Source organism: Kitasatospora sp. NPDC036934 (assembly GCF_055608425.1).
In genome coordinates, this window is record NZ_JBVJQR010000017.1 from 133,538 (window position 1) to 147,314 (window position 13,777).

The 13,777-nt window shown below is 73.4% G+C and carries 12 protein-coding genes; 4 read left to right on the forward strand and 8 right to left on the reverse strand.

The genetic code is table 11. The features are described 5' to 3' along the window. The 4 genes from ACZ7BZ_RS25740 to ACZ7BZ_RS25755 all read right to left on the reverse strand — a co-directional run. A partial coding sequence (locus ACZ7BZ_RS25740; RefSeq protein WP_470360348.1) for an NlpC/P60 family protein occupies nt 1-709 on the reverse strand: 709 nt, incomplete at its 3' end. 14 nt (nt 710-723) lie between these two features. Beyond that, complete coding sequence (locus tag ACZ7BZ_RS25745) at nt 724-1,296, reverse strand: hypothetical protein (RefSeq protein WP_470360349.1); 573 nt, start codon at nt 1,294-1,296, stop codon at nt 724-726. A 1,068-nt stretch (nt 1,297-2,364) separates the two neighbouring features. Then, a complete protein-coding gene (locus ACZ7BZ_RS25750; protein ID WP_470360350.1) occupies nt 2,365-2,877 on the reverse strand; it encodes an isochorismatase family protein in 513 nt (170 codons plus the stop codon). A gap of 144 nt (nt 2,878-3,021) precedes the next feature. Further along, nucleotides 3,022-3,663: a TetR/AcrR family transcriptional regulator C-terminal domain-containing protein gene (locus ACZ7BZ_RS25755; protein WP_470360351.1), complete on the reverse strand. Its 642-nt coding sequence runs from the start codon at nt 3,661-3,663 to the stop codon at nt 3,022-3,024. 112 nt (nt 3,664-3,775) lie between these two features. Between ACZ7BZ_RS25755 and ACZ7BZ_RS25760 the strand changes: the two genes are divergently transcribed. Both ACZ7BZ_RS25760 and ACZ7BZ_RS25765 read left to right on the forward strand, forming a co-directional pair. Next, nucleotides 3,776-5,128, forward strand: coding sequence for an MFS transporter (locus tag ACZ7BZ_RS25760; protein ID WP_470360352.1), 1,353 nt, complete (start codon nt 3,776-3,778; stop codon nt 5,126-5,128). Between the two features lie 111 nt (nt 5,129-5,239). Further along, nucleotides 5,240-5,800 carry a hypothetical protein gene (locus tag ACZ7BZ_RS25765; protein WP_470360353.1) on the forward strand — a complete coding sequence of 187 codons (561 nt, stop codon included), beginning with the start codon at nt 5,240-5,242 and terminating at the stop codon, nt 5,798-5,800. A 149-nt stretch (nt 5,801-5,949) separates the two neighbouring features. Here ACZ7BZ_RS25765 and ACZ7BZ_RS25770 read toward each other — a convergent pair whose 3' ends face one another. After that, complete coding sequence (locus ACZ7BZ_RS25770) at nt 5,950-7,437, reverse strand: glutamate synthase subunit beta (RefSeq protein WP_470360395.1); 1,488 nt, start codon at nt 7,435-7,437, stop codon at nt 5,950-5,952. A gap of 190 nt (nt 7,438-7,627) precedes the next feature. Here ACZ7BZ_RS25770 and ACZ7BZ_RS25775 point away from each other — a divergent pair, with 190 nt between their 5' ends. Both ACZ7BZ_RS25775 and ACZ7BZ_RS25780 read left to right on the forward strand, forming a co-directional pair. Then, nucleotides 7,628-8,311 carry a response regulator transcription factor gene (locus ACZ7BZ_RS25775; protein WP_470360354.1) on the forward strand — a complete coding sequence of 228 codons (684 nt, stop codon included), beginning with the start codon at nt 7,628-7,630 and terminating at the stop codon, nt 8,309-8,311. Then, the gene (locus ACZ7BZ_RS25780; protein WP_470360355.1) at nt 8,308-9,687 is read left to right on the forward strand and encodes a sensor histidine kinase; all 1,380 of its coding nucleotides are present in this window, start codon (nt 8,308-8,310) and stop codon (nt 9,685-9,687) included. The genes ACZ7BZ_RS25775 and ACZ7BZ_RS25780 overlap by 4 nt, the downstream gene beginning before the upstream one ends. An 89-nt stretch (nt 9,688-9,776) precedes the next feature. Here the strand turns inward: ACZ7BZ_RS25780 and efeB are convergent, their stop codons facing one another. The 3 genes from efeB to ACZ7BZ_RS25795 all read right to left on the reverse strand — a co-directional run bounded on the left by efeB (nt 9,777) and on the right by ACZ7BZ_RS25795 (nt 13,767). After that, nucleotides 9,777-11,111: an iron uptake transporter deferrochelatase/peroxidase subunit gene (gene efeB, locus ACZ7BZ_RS25785; protein ID WP_470360356.1), complete on the reverse strand. Its 1,335-nt coding sequence runs from the start codon at nt 11,109-11,111 to the stop codon at nt 9,777-9,779. Further along, nucleotides 11,111-13,198 (reverse strand): iron uptake transporter permease EfeU, encoded by a 2,088-nt coding sequence (gene efeU, locus ACZ7BZ_RS25790; RefSeq protein ID WP_470360357.1) that lies wholly within the window; start codon nt 13,196-13,198, stop codon nt 11,111-11,113. The genes efeB and efeU overlap by 1 nt, the downstream gene beginning before the upstream one ends. Before the next feature lie 242 nt (nt 13,199-13,440). Beyond that, a complete protein-coding gene (locus tag ACZ7BZ_RS25795; protein ID WP_470360358.1) occupies nt 13,441-13,767 on the reverse strand; it encodes a hypothetical protein in 327 nt (108 codons plus the stop codon). Nucleotides 13,768-13,777: the final 10 nt, after the last annotated feature.

Genomic DNA, 13,777 nt, shown 5'->3' on the forward strand with positions numbered 1-13,777 from the left:
CCGTCGACCACAACTGCCCATCCGAACCCACGATGTTCAGATGCACCTGATTGCCGATCGCCGACGCCGTGACCATCGACCCCGGAGCCGACGGCGCCGCAACGTCGTCCACGATGTTCTTGTAGCGGTAGGCGGTGTAGCTGCTCATCGCGTGCGAGGAGAGCTTGGATGCGTTCAGGTCGCCGTCGGTGTTGTAGTTCGTCGGCCTGGAACGTCCGCTCTCCTGGTAGTAGTTGAACGTCCCCGCGCCCTTGTCCCGCCAGCCGGCGAAGATGACCACATGCTCCGCGCTGTTGAGGATGTCACCGGGCTGGAGGTCCGACCTGTCGATGACGGACCCGTAGGAGGGAAGGCCGCCCGTGTTCGGACTCTCGGGCAGCTCCCAGGCCATGGAGACGTATCCCGAGCAGTCCTGGCGGTAGCGACCGCCCGTCTGCGAGTCGGACCACCAACTGAACGGCGCCACGAGCCCGTTGGTGCTGTACGGAACGCTCTGGTTCACCCAGGCCTGGGCGCGCGCCAGGACCTGGCCGCGCGTGACCTTGCCACCCGGGGCGGCGTTGTCGCCCAGCGAACCGGTCGACGAAGCGGCTATGTACGTGGACAGGACACTGTCGGCGCGAGCGGGCGCGGTGGCCAGCACCGCGGAGGCGGCGCAGGCGGCGACCAGGACACCGGCCAGGCGTCGCGGTGACTTCTTCAGTGGCACGGACGTGTTTCCCTTCAATGGAGAATGCGGAAGCGAGAGGACGAGACGGAAAGCGGAACCGGTGCGGCTTCAGTGCCGGACCGCGAGCGCGGCAAGCGCGGCCAGTACCGACGGGTCGGACCGGTGTCGTGCGCCGGGGCGGGACGCTCCTGGAGTTCGTCGAACTCGAAGAGCGTGAGAACAGCTCCCTGCTGGAGCGCGTAGAGGTGATTGGTCTGGTGATCGGGGGCCGACATGCCGCCCACTCCCGTCCAGGCCCTGGACCATGACGTTCCATCGGCCGTGGACGCCGTGCGGGTCACGGTGGCGTCCTGGGCCACGCCCTGACGGGCCTGGAGCTGCCGGGAGGACGTCTGGCAGGCGTCCATGTCGGCCAGCAGCTTCTGGTAGGCGGCGTGTGCGACCTCCGGACCGGGGAAGGAGAACAGCTGCTGCCCCGCCGGGTTGCGGGCCGCGCTCAGGTAGCCCTGCTGCTGCCAGGTGGTGGCGCCGGTGACGGCCGCGCACTCATTGAGGGTGATCTCCCGGCCCTGCACGTCCTCGCTGCTCAGCGGGCCGTCGGGCTTCCACCCGAGCTTCGGCGCCATCGGCAGCTGCGCCAGGCCGGCCGGCTGGACGGCGGGAGTGAGGGCGGCCCCCGGGTCGCCCTTGGCCGACGGCGCAGCGGCGGCGGGGGCGGCCCCCGCCGCCGGCGCGGGCTCGGGCCCACCGGAGGGACTCGCGTCGACTGTCGGGGTGCTCGCCGATGACGTCGGCGTCGCGGTTGCCGTCTCGACTCCCTTACTCGTTACGGACGTTGGACTGGCATTCGGGGCGCCCACGCTCGACGCGGCAGCCGTGGGCGCGCTGCGGTCGGCCGCCCCGCAACCGGTCACCACGGCCGCGGCACACAGGGCCAGGACCGCCGAGGCGGCGGTGAACGTCGATCGTCGAGTGCGTCCGGGCATGACGGCTCCCATGAGGTGAGGAGGACAGGAAGGCAGAGAAGAGACCGCCGAGCGCACACCGATGACACTCCCCACGCATGGCGGGCGTGGGCGCGGGTGCGGGCGTGGGCGCGGGCGTGGGCGCGGGTGCGGGTGTGGTCGTCGAGTTGCCTGGAAAGCAGGCGACGGGGTCAGCGGCGCCCGAACGAGACCGTGCGGGCGCCGCGATGCGCCCAATCAGATTGGCAGCGAAAGAAGTTGAGCTGGAGCGACAACTCCGACCCGATGACCTACGAAGACCTACGGAGGCCTACGAAGACCGGGAGGGCATGCCCGAGCCGGCGAACCGGACACAGGCGTCGGTCGAACAGGCGGTGCGGAACACAGAAGCCCCCCGGACACGTCGATGGCGAGGCAGGCCGGTACGGCCCGCTGCGGCCCCGGGCCGGGGAGTCTGCCTCCCCGCCGTCCCGGTGATCACCATCCTGCTGGACCCGCCAGCCCCCCGGAACGACTCAGGACTGTCCGCAATGGGCCCGGCCGCTTGATGTCACCTGCCACCTGCCACCGGGTACGCCGGTGAACGGGAACGTCAGGAAATGAAAAAGACGCCGCCCCGGCACTGGAAGTCTGCACAGTGCCGATGGAGCGAGCGTCAGCGCACAGCGGCCGGATCGGCGGAGAATGGGCAGGACCCGCGTCCCACCGATCCCCGGCCCGCCCTCCCGGCTATCCCAACCGCACGTCCGCCGCCGCCACGACCTCCCCCAGCCGCGGGAAGTCCAACTCCACCGAGGCCCGGTGCTCGGCTTCCGTCAGCCCGGTCGTCGCGTCCTCGACGAACACCAGCCGGTAACCGAGGTCACCGGCCGCGCGGGCACTGGACTCCACCCCGAGGTTGGTGGCGATCCCGGCGAACACCAGCGTCTGCACGCCGCGGGCCTGGAGCAGTTCGTGCAGTCCGGTGCCCTGGAAGGCCCCGATGGTGCGCTTCACCACGACCTCGTCGGCCGCCGCCGCGACCTCGGCGACCAGTTCGCTGCCGGGCGGCTGCTCGGCGACGCCCGGCCGCTCGACCCGTACCGCGATGACGGGGGCGCCGACGGCACGGAAGCCCTCGGCGAGGCGCAGCGAGGCGGTCACCACGTCCGGGCCGGTGTGCGGTGCGAGCTGGTGGGCGACGATCCGGTCCATCAGGTCGACCAGGACCAGGGCCGCGGTTCGGGGATCAAGGGTGGTCATTGCGCTCACGCTAGCCCATCCCCTGCTCATGCCAGTCCCCTCAGCCCATCCCCTGCTCATGCCAGTCCCCTCAGCCCATCCCCTGCTCATGCCAGTCCCCTCAGCCCTGACCCTCCGCCACCTCAGGCCGAACCATCCGCTCCCTCAGCCCTGACCCTCCGCCGCCTCGCGGCCGATCTCCGCCCGGAAGCCCTCCACCAGCACCCGCAGCCCGTAGTCGAAGTCGGCGTCGTGGTCGGTCATCCGCAGGACGTCGGCCGCTTCACGCAGCAGCGGGAGCTCGCGCAGCGCCTCGTCAGGGAAGGGCGGCCGGGTGCGTTCGGCGGCGTCCTGCCGCCAGGCCTGTTCCTCGGTGACCCAGCCCATGATGTAGCGGTCGACGGTCAGCAGCAGTCGCAGCGCGGTGCGCGGGCGCAGCCCGGCCCGGCACAGTGCACTCAACTGTGCTTCGACGGCGGGTAGTTCGTCCTCGGTGGGCAGGGTACCGGCGTGTACCCGGGCGCCGTCGCGATAGGCGAGCAGGGCGCTCCGCTTGGCCCGGGCGTCGGCGGCGATCCATTCGGGCCAGTGTTCCGGGTCGGGTTCGCGGTCGGGCGGGAGGGCGTCGGCGAGCATCGCCTCGGCCATCAGGTCGAGCAGTTCCCGCTTGTTCTTGAAGTGCCAGTACAGCGCCGGTGACTGCACGCCGAGTTCCCGGGCGAGCCGGCGGGTGCTGAGCCCGTCGATGCCCTCCTCGTTGAGCACCCGCAGCGCGGTGCGCACCACCTCGTCGCGTTGCAGCGCCATGCGATCGGCCTCCCGGTTATCCGCTTGCGGGGCCCACCTTATCGCCGCTAAGTTCCGAGCCCGGACTTTATCACTGATAAGGAAACACGGACGCGATGACCAAGGACCCCGCATGACCTCACCGACGACCGCCCCGGAGCCTCAGCGCCTCCGCCACCGCCTCCTGCCCGACACCACCCCCTGGCGCTCCTCCCGGGACTTCCGCCTGATCTGGACCTCCGGCACGGTCACCCTGCTCGGCTCGGTCTTCACCATGACCGCGATCCCCCTGCAGATCGCCGACCTCACCGGCTCACCGCTCGCCGTGGGAGCCGTCGGCGCCGCCGAACTCCTGCCCACCGTCCTGTTCGGCCTCTACGGCGGCGTCCTCGCCGACCGTGCCGACCGCCGCAGCGTCGCCCTGGCCACCGAGGTCGCGCTCGCCGCGCTCAGCGCCCTGCTGCTGGCCAACGCGCTGCTCGACACGCCCGCCGTCTGGCCGCTCTACCTCGCCGCGGCACTCGCGGCGGCGATCCAGGGCCTCCAGCAGCCCTCGTTGGAGGCGATGGTCCCCCGGCTGGTGCCGCCGGAGCAGCTGGTGGCGGCCGGAGCGCTGCTCTCGCTGCGCTGGAGCGTCGGCGGGGTGGCGGCCCCGGCGGCCGCCGGACTGCTGATCGCGAGCGCCGGCGTCCCGGTGGCTTACCTGGTCGACCTGGCCACCTTCCTGCTGTCGATCGCCCTGCTCGCCCGGCTGCGGCCGGCCCCCTCCGAGCGGGACGCCGAAGGGCCGCCGCTGCGCGAGTTCGCCGAGGGCGTCCGGTACGCGGCCCGCAGGCCGGACCTCCTCGGCACCTACCTGGCCGACCTCGCCGCCGCCGTCCTGGCCCTGCCCACCGCGCTGTTCCCTTTCCTGGCCGCGGAGTTGAACGCGACGTGGGCGCTCGGGCTGCTCTACTCCGCGTCCGCCGCCGGCGCCCTGCTCGCGGCCGCGGCCGGCGGCTGGACCGGTCGGGTGCACCGACACGGACGGCTGGTCCTGCTCTCGGCCGCCCTGGTCGGCGCGGCCACCGCGGCGGCCGCCGTCGCCCCCGGCCTGTGGGCCGTACTGCCCTGCCTGGCCCTCGCGGGCGCCGCCCACTGGATCGGCGACACCTTCCGCAGCGCCATCTGGAACCGGTCCGTTCCGGACGAACTCCGCGGCCGGACCGCCGGCCTGGAGCTGCTGATCGGCTCCGCCGGGCCGGCTCTCGGCGACCTCCGCGCGGGTGGGCTGGCCGCCCGCCGGGGCATCCGGGCCGCGCTGGGCACCGGCGGCCTACTCTGCCTGGGCGGCAGCGCCGTCCTGGCCGCCGCCCTCCCCGCGCTCTGGCGCTACGACCAGCGCACCCAGCAGACCGGGCGTACCGAACAGGTCGGCCCGGCCCGGCCGCTCCCCTCTCCGTCAGGTCCGCGTCAAGCGAACTCTTGCCCCGACCACGTCGACTGACGCTTCGCCAACCGTTCACCGCTCCCTGTCTACCCGCATAGATCGACGGATGGTGACATGGACACCCACCGCCCGGCGTTCCGTGCCGAGCCCGTGACAGGGAGCTCCCCCATGCTTCGCGCCCACCGCCTCGCCCCTGCCGTCGCCACCGTGGTGCTCGCCGCGGCCGCCCTCGCGACCGCCGGTACCGCCCACGCGGCCCCCACCCGCACCAGCGCCGCCCTCGACACCAGCTGCTCGCAGGCCTACCTCCCGCTGCCCGACTCCGCCTGCACCCCGGGGGTCACCAACCCGGACGTCACCCAGGACACCATCGACTCCACCATCTGCGTCCCGGGCTACAGCACCTCGATCCGCCCCTCCACCTCGTACACCAACCGCCTGAAGGTCCAGCAGATCGCCCAGTACGGCTACGCGGACACCAGCACGGCGGACTACGAGGAGGACCACTTCATCCCGCTGTCCCTCGGCGGCCACCCCACCGACCCCGGCAACCTCTGGCCCGAGCCGCACTACACCACCGACTCCAGCGGCCTGACCTCCACCGACAAGGACACCGTGGAGTACAAGCTCTACCGCGCCGTCTGCAACCACCAGGTGGACCTGGTTCCCGCCCAGCAGGCCATCGCCACCAACTGGACCACCGCGGTGTCCGTCCTCGGCCTCGGCTGAGGGACCACAGCCGAGAAACCGCAGCCGAGAACCCTCGACCGAGCACACTCGACTCAGAACCCGCAGCCGAGAACCCTCGACCCGGAACCCGCGACTCAGAACCCGCGGCCGAGAACCCTCCGCCGAGAACCCGCAACCGTCGCGGGCCCTCACAGCCTGAGGGCCCGCGCCGACGCCCGGACCGGCGCCGGCAGTTCGGTCCGCCCGCGCAGGCGGCGGTCCACCGCCGCGGCCACCGCCCGGCCCTCGGCGATCGCCCAGACGATCAGCGACTGGCCGCGCCCGGCGTCCCCGGCGACGAACACGGCGTCGGCGGCGGTGCCGAAGCCGTCGTCCCGCTCCAGCGTGCCCTCCGGCCCGATGCCCAGGCCGAGTTGGGCGTACAGCGGCTGGTCCGGTTCCGGCCCGGTGAAGCCCAGCGCGAGCAGCGCCAGCTCCGCCGGGAGCACCCGCTCGGTGCCCGCCCGGGGGCTGCGGTCGTCCGGCGCGGCCTCGGCGAAGCGGACGGCACCCAGCCGCCCGTCCGGTCCCGGCTCGAACCCGACCGTGACGGCCGCGAACACCCGCCCGTCGTCCGCCCCGGAGGAGGCCCCGACCGCGCCCGACTCCTCGTGCGAGGTGGTCTCCCGGTACACCTTCGGGTCGACCGGCCACGGCTGCCCCGGTGAACGCCGCTCCGGCGGGCGCGGGTTGATGTCCAGCTGGGTGACCGAGACCGCGCCCTGGCGCAGCGCCGTCCCCAGGCAGTCCGATGCGGTGTCCCCGCCGCCGACGATCACCACCCGCAGGCCCCGCGCGGACAGCGGCGAGGCGCCGACGTCCCCCTCGTCCACCCGGTTCGCCCAAGTCAGGTACTCCATCGCCGGGTGCACCCCGGCCAGCCCGCGGCCGGACACCCCCGGCTCCCGGTGGGCGCCGGCACCCACCGCGACCACTACCGCGTCGTGCTCCGCCCGCAGCTGCTCGCCCGTGATGTCTCGCCCGGCCCACACCCCGGTACGGAACTCGGTTCCCTCGGCCCGCAGTTGGTCGAGCCGACGCTCCAGCCGGTGCTTCTCCAGCCGGAACGGGGGGATCCCGTAGCGCAGCAGCCCGCCCGCGCGGTCGGCCCGTTCGTAGACGGTGACCGCGTGCCCGGCCCGGGTCAGCTGCTGGGCGGCGGCCAGCCCGGCGGGGCCCGAGCCGATCACCGCCACCCGTCCGCCGGGCTCCGGCCGCTCGGGCGGCTGCGGCCGGTCCCAGCCCTCGGCCAGGGCCCGTTCGACGATCGCCAGCTCCACGTTCCGGATGGTCACGGCCGCGCCGTCGATGGCCAGCACGCAGGCGCTCTCGCAGGGCGCCGGGCAGAGCCGCCCGGTGAACTCCGGGAAGTTGTCGGTGGCCAGCAGCCGGGCGGCCGCGGCCCGCCAGTCCCCGTCCGCCACCAGCCGGTTCCACTCCGGCACCAGGTTCCCCAGCGGGCAGGCCGCGTGGCAGAACGGCAGTCCGCAGTCCATGCAGCGGGCCGCCTGCCCGCCGACCACCGGCGGCGGCGTCCCCGCCCGGTACACCTCCCGCCAGTCCGCCAGCCGCTCCCGGGCCTCCCGCCGCGCCCGCTCCTCGCGCGGGGTGGTGAGGAAGGCCATCCGCCCTGCCATCGGATCTGCCATCACGGCCTCCGGCGGTGCGCATCGACTCCGGTCGGCGGCCCGCCGCACCGGGCCCACCCACCGGCGCGCCACCGTGTGGCCACGGTACGCCCACGAAGCAGCGGACGAAACCCGCGGCCCCCGGGAACCCGACCCCCGGCGCTCCACTGCCGTGAGCACGCCAGGGAGAATCTCCCCCATGACCCACACCGTGCTGATCGCCGAGGACGACCGCGCCATCCGCGAATCGCTCACCCGCGCCCTGACGCTGGAGGGCTACCGGGTGCGGATGGCCGCGGACGGAACCCAGACCCTGGCCGTCCTCGCCGAGCAGCGCCCGGACGTCCTGGTACTCGACGTGATGATGCCCGCGCCGGACGGCCTGGAGGTCTGCCGCCGGCTGCGCGCCGCCGGGGACCGCACCCCGGTACTGATGCTCACCGCCCGGGTGGAGGTCCCCGACCGGATCGCCGGCCTGGACGCCGGCGCCGACGACTACCTGGTCAAGCCCTTCGACGTGGACGAGCTGTTCGCCCGCCTGCGCGCCCTGCTGCGCCGCAACCCGCCCGCCGAGACCACCGAGAACGTTCTGACCGTCGCCGACCTGCGGGTCGAGCCGCCCGCCCGCCGGGCCTGGCGCGACGGCCAGGAGCTGGAGCTGTCCCGAACCGAGTTCGACCTGCTGGAGCTGCTCACCCGCAACGCCGGCGCCGTCCTGGACCAGACCACCCTGTACGAGCGGATCTGGGGCTACGACTTCGGCCCCGGTTCCAAGAACCTCGCGGTCTTCATCGGCTACCTCCGCCGAAAACTCGACCGCCCCGGCCTGTCCCCGCTGATCCACACCGTCCGCGGCGTCGGCTACACGCTGCGCGAGCCGTGACCGGCCCCGCGGGCCGCCCCCTGCCGCGCCCGGGCCTGCGCACCACCCTCTCGCTCGCCTTCGCGGCGATGGCGGCCCTGGTCGCGGTGGTGATCGGCACGCTCGGCTACCACGCCGCCGCCGCGCTGATCCGGGACGACGAGTCGGACGACTTCAACTCGGCCGTCCACGCCGTCAGCGGCCAGGTCGACCGGGAGAAGCTCTACCCGGGGGACTTCAACGGCCCCGGCGGGCTGAGCGAGCAGCTGCTGCACCCGATCCGGGTCACCGCCCAGCCCCTGGACGCCACCGGCACGATCCTCCCGGGCACCGCCCGGCTCGCCCTGCCGACCACCGCGGACGACCGCGAGCTGGCCGGCGCCGACGCCCCGGCCCGAACGGTGACGGACATGCGCCACCTCGGCGGCGTCACCTGCCGGGTGGGCGTGGTGTCCCTCGGCGGCGGCCGGGGCGCCGTCCAGATCGTCCAGCAACTCGACGACATCGAGAAGTTGTTGGAGGTGCTGCGGCACCAGATGGTGGCCGTGGTGGCGGCCGTCGTCCTGGTGGCGGGCGGCGCCGGCCGGCTGGTCGCCGGCCGGATCACCGGCCGGCTGGTCCGGCTCACCGACGCCGCCGAACGGGTCGCCGCCAGCGGCCGGCTGGACGTCCCGGTGCCCGCCTCCGGGACGGACGAGGTGGGCCGGCTCGGCCGCGCCTTCGACCGGATGCTGGTCCGGCTCGCCACCGCGAAGGAGAACCAGCGCCGCCTCGTCCAGGACGCCGGCCACGAGCTGCGCACCCCGTTGACCAGCCTGCGCACCAACCTCTCGGTGCTGCCCAGCATCGACCGGCTGCCGCCCGCCGAGAGGGCCGCGCTGCTCGCCGACCTGGCCGAGGAGGCCAGAGAGCTGACCCAGCTGGTGGAGGAGCTGGTGGCGCTGGCGGCGGACCGCAAGGCGGACGAGGACCCGGTCGAGGTGCTGCTCGCCGAGGTGGTCCGGGAGGCCGCCGCCCAGGCCCGCCGGCGCAGCGACCGGGAGATCACCGTGACCGTGGACGCCACGGTCGTCATGGCCCGCCCCGACGCACTGGCCCGCGCGGTGGGCAACCTGCTGGACAACGCGGCCAAGTTCGACCCGGCCGGGACGTCCCCGATCGAGGTGGTGGCGCGCGGCCCGCGGGTCGAGGTCCGCGACCGCGGCCCGGGCATCGACGAGGCCGACCTCGACCGGGTCTTCGACCGTTTCTACCGGGCCACCGCCGCCCGCAGCCTGCCCGGCTCCGGCCTCGGCCTGGCCATCGTCGCCGAGGTGGCCCGCTCGCACGGCGGCACCGCCTTCGCCGCCAACCGCGACGGCGGCGGCGCGGTGATCGGCTTCACCCTCGGCGGCTGAAGCGGCTGACGCGGCCGAGAGCCGGCGAGAGCCGGCGAACACGACGAACGGGCCCCGGCACGATGCCGGGGCCCGTTCCGCGATCGGTCTCAGCCGGCGGCCAGCAGCCCCCGCCCGAGCCAGTCGGCGTCGTCCTTCACGCCCGGCAGGACGAAGAAGTACCCGCCACCGGTCGGCGAGATGTAGTCCACCAGCGGCTCGTCGATCAGCCGGGTCTGGGTGGCCTCGAACTGCCGCACCACGTCCTGCTGGTAGCAGCAGAACACCAGGCCCATGTCCAGGTTGCCCGCCTTGTCGACGCCCCGGTCGTAGTTGAAGCCGCGGCGCAGGATGCGCGAGGTGTCGGTGTCGGCGGTGCGCGGGTTGGCCAGCCGGATGTGGGCGTTGAGCGGGATCGCCGTGCCGTCCGGGTCCTTGCCGTAGTCCGGCGCGTCGTTCTCCTGGTGCCCGTCCAGCGGCGCGCCGGTGTCGCGGCGGCGGCCGAACATCTTCTCCTGCTCGCTGAGCTTGACCCGGTCCCAGAACTCGATCAGCATCCTGATGATCCGGATCACCTGGTAGCTGCCACCGGTGGCCCAGGCGGGCTCGCCCGTGCCGTCGGTGACCCAGACCAGCTTGTCCATCTCCCGGGCGGACTTGGTGTCCGGGTTGACGATGCCGTCCTTGAAGCCGAGCAGGTTGCGCTGGGCGCCGTCCGGGCGGGACTGGTTCTGGAAGCCGTCGACCCGCCAGAGGATCTGCATCGCGCCCCGGGTGTGCCGGGTGATGTCGCGCAGCGCGTGCAGCACGGTGTCCTGCTGGTCGGCGCAGATCTGCAGGGAGAGGTCGCCGTGCAGTTCGGCGGGCTGCAGGTTGTCGTTGGGGAAGGTCTTCATCGGCGTCAGCTTGACGGGCTTGGCCTTGGCCAGCCCGTAGCGGTCGTCGAACAGCGAGGCGCCGACGCCGACGGTGACGGTGAGGTTGTCGGTGGGCACGGTGGGGCCGAGGATGCCGCTGTCCGACGGCGGGGCGCCGACGCCGAGGTCGGGCGGGGTGCCGCCGGCGGTGAGGAAGCGGATCCGGTCGGTGAGGGTCCGGAACAGGTCCTCCAAGCCCTTGCGGTCCTGGGCGATCACCTGGCAGGAGACGAAGGCCGCGTAGCCGGGGGCCTGGGTGGTGATGCCGGCCTGGTGGTCGCCGTGGAACGGCACGGCCCCGGTCTTCGACTGGCGGCCGTCGCCGGCCGCGGCCGGCTCGGCGCCGAGGGTGAACGCCCCGCCGGCCAGTACGGCGGCCCCGGCGCCCGCGCCGAGCGCGGCCCGGACGAAGCTGCGGCGGGCCGGGCCGGCCGGGCAGCCGCCCTGGTCGGCGACCGGCTGGGCGGCTGCCGCGGCGGCGGCGTGCGGGAACGGGCAGGAGCCGGTGGCTGCGGTGCGGTCGGACATCAGGCGGCCTTCCGGATCTCGAGCAGGGCGGGGACGGGCGAGAGGTCTTCGAGCAGCTGGCCGGTGGCGCCGTTCAGCTGACGGCGGCTGTCGGCGGGCAGCTTGTCGAGCGGGGTCCAGCCGTCGCCGGTGTGCGCGGCGGCGACGAGGTCCCCGACCCGCTTCATCCCGGCGTTGACCCGGACCAGCACCTGCGGGTCGCGCTCGTCGAGCAGCGGCTGCAGCAGGGTCAGCAGTTCCTGGGTGCCGGCCAGGTTGGCCTGGGTGGTGGCCAGGTTGGTGCCGCTGCCCATGTCGGTGTCGCCGGTCAGCTCGAACTGGAGGGTGTTCTCCAGGATCTCGTGGGCGCGCAGCGGGAGGTCGCCCGGGTCGAAGTCCTGGGTGGGGAAGTCATGCACCAACTTGGCGACGTTCTGCGCGAGTTCGTCGGCGACGGGCGTCAGCTCGGCGGCGGACTGGCCGTGCCAGAGGCCGTACTCCATCCGCAGGAAGCCGGTGAAGCCCGGGTCCTGGGCCCGGTCGGCGTAGCCGTCGGCACGGCCGTCGATCTTCTTGTCGAGGTCGGCGAAGGTGCCGTAGGCGGCGCCGAGCGAGGCGTACTGCAGGTGGGCGGTGAGCCAGTCGGCCTTGGCGGTGGCGAGGTCACCGGAGTGGATGTCGACCTGGATCTTCTGGGTCTGCGTCATCAGGGTCGCGAGGCCCTTGATGACGTAGTCCTTGTAGCTGTCCAGCGGAGCCTTGAGGTCGTCCTCGGAGACCGGCTTGACGGCCTTGACCTCGGCGCCGCCGGTGAGGTGCACGGTGGCGGAGGTGACGGCGGTGCCTCCGGCGGGCACGCAGCGCCAGGCGTAGTCGCCGGAGCCGATGGTGGCGGTCAGCGCTCGGGTGGTGCCGGGGGCCAGGCCCTCGATCTCGCCGTAGACCGCGCCGCTGCCCGGGTTGACGAGATAGACCTCGGACACCTTGTCACCGGTGTTGTGCATCTGGAACACCTGCTGGCCCGGCTGGGGGCTGCCGAAGCCCTTGCCGCACTCCTTCTCGGAGACCGCGACGGTGGCGGAGCTGTCCTGCTTGCCGCCGCTGACGGCGATCACGGCGCCGGCCACCACGACCGGGACGGCGATCGCCGCGGTCGGCAGCACCCAGCGCGGCCGCCCGCCGCGCACCGGCTCGGCCTTCTCCTCCGCCTTCCCCGCAGCCGAGGCCGTACCCGAAGCCGCACCTGCAGCCGGACCCGAGGCCGGGGCCGGGGCCGACGCCGCCGGAGCCGCCTTGCCGCCCCGCACCCCCTCGATGAACAGGGTCATCACGATGCTCAGGTAGGCGATGTAGCCAACGACCTGGAGCACCGTCATGGTGACGGTCAGGTTGAGGGTGCCCTGGACGAGCGTGGCGTACCAGGAGGAGGCGTCCAGGTGCCCGCTCAGGTCGAAGGCGTACGTGCCGCCGCCGCCGACCAGCCCGGACTCCTGGAGGTCCCGCAGGCCGTAGCCGAGCACGCCCGCGGCGACCACGATCAGCCCAGCCCCGGTGATGGTGAAGAACTTGGTGAGGTTCATCCTCAGGGCCCGGCGGTACAGCCCCCAGCACAGGCCGACGGAGAGCAGCAGCCCGACGGCGGCGCCGATCAGCGGCCCGGTGGACTCGCCGGCGGTGCGCGCGTTGGTCCACAGGAAGAGCGAGGTCTCCAGGCCCTCACGGGCGACGGCGAGGAAGCTGGTGAGCACCAGCGCGCCCGCGCCCATCGCCAGCGAGGCCTGGACCTTCTCCTTGATGTCGGCGGAGAGGGTGCGCGCGGAGCGGCGCATCCAGAACACCATCACGGTGACGAAGCCGACGGCGATCAGGCTCAGCGCTCCGCCGAACGCCTCCTGGGCGTGGCCGGAGAGGTTGGCGGCGGTGAAGGTGAGCACCGCGCCGAAACTGAGGCTGAGTGCGACGGCCGCCGCGACGCCCGTCCAGACCTGGGGCAGTCGCCCCTGCTGGCCGGCCCGCACCAGCGTGGCGACCAGGATCGACACGATCAGGCCGGCTTCCAGCCCTTCGCGCAGCCCGATCAGAAAGCTGGGAAACGCCTCATCCCACATGCAGCGGGCTCCTCCCCCGGGCCGCCCCGGGTTGTACCTGTCCTCGACCGCTCCGCCGGGGGTGACGGTGGAACGGCACGGCGAACGCCCCGGACCCGAGGGTCCAGGGCGCTTCGCTTAGCTTAGGCAAACCTTAGAGCGGCCGCAGTCAACTGCACCCCCGGTTCAGGTAAGGGTTCGGTATGGGAACACCCATGCGTCGGCCAACTCCGCACGCCACCGGCCCGACGGGGAGATCTGCGTCACCCCCACCACTGCTCGGGTGCCGCCCCGGGCTCCGGCCCCGGAGGGGCCGTCACCGGTTCGGCGCAGCACACCAGCAGCTCCCCGTCCTCCGTCTCGGTGACCAGGAAGCCCCGTTCCCGCAGGACGAGCGCGGCCGCCCCGGTCACCGCGGCCCGCGCCGGTCCGGACGGCGGCCCGTCCGCCTCCGGGCCGGGGGACCAGCCGACCGCCACCCCCTCGGGGTGACGGTCGATCGACAGCGGTGAGGCGCCCGACGCGGTGTCGAACCCGGCGCGGGCCAGGGCCTCGATGACGTCCTCGAAGAGTTCACGGTGATCCACCATTGGCGCAGCG

Coding starts and splice junctions, on each gene's coding strand:
- ACZ7BZ_RS25745 (WP_470360349.1), bottom strand. CDS start 1,296: ATGGCGCCGAAGCTCGGGTGGAAGCCCGACGGCCCGCTGAGCAGCGAG.
- ACZ7BZ_RS25775 (WP_470360354.1), top strand. CDS start 7,628: ATGACCCACACCGTGCTGATCGCCGAGGACGACCGCGCCATCCGCGAA.
- ACZ7BZ_RS25765 (WP_470360353.1), top strand. CDS start 5,240: ATGCTTCGCGCCCACCGCCTCGCCCCTGCCGTCGCCACCGTGGTGCTC.
- efeB (WP_470360356.1), bottom strand. CDS start 11,111: ATGTCCGACCGCACCGCAGCCACCGGCTCCTGCCCGTTCCCGCACGCC.
- ACZ7BZ_RS25755 (WP_470360351.1), bottom strand. CDS start 3,663: ATGGCGCTGCAACGCGACGAGGTGGTGCGCACCGCGCTGCGGGTGCTC.
- ACZ7BZ_RS25750 (WP_470360350.1), bottom strand. CDS start 2,877: ATGACCACCCTTGATCCCCGAACCGCGGCCCTGGTCCTGGTCGACCTG.
- efeU (WP_470360357.1), bottom strand. CDS start 13,198: ATGTGGGATGAGGCGTTTCCCAGCTTTCTGATCGGGCTGCGCGAAGGG.
- ACZ7BZ_RS25795 (WP_470360358.1), bottom strand. CDS start 13,767: ATGGTGGATCACCGTGAACTCTTCGAGGACGTCATCGAGGCCCTGGCC.
- ACZ7BZ_RS25770 (WP_470360395.1), bottom strand. CDS start 7,437: ATGGCAGGGCGGATGGCCTTCCTCACCACCCCGCGCGAGGAGCGGGCG.
- ACZ7BZ_RS25760 (WP_470360352.1), top strand. CDS start 3,776: ATGACCTCACCGACGACCGCCCCGGAGCCTCAGCGCCTCCGCCACCGC.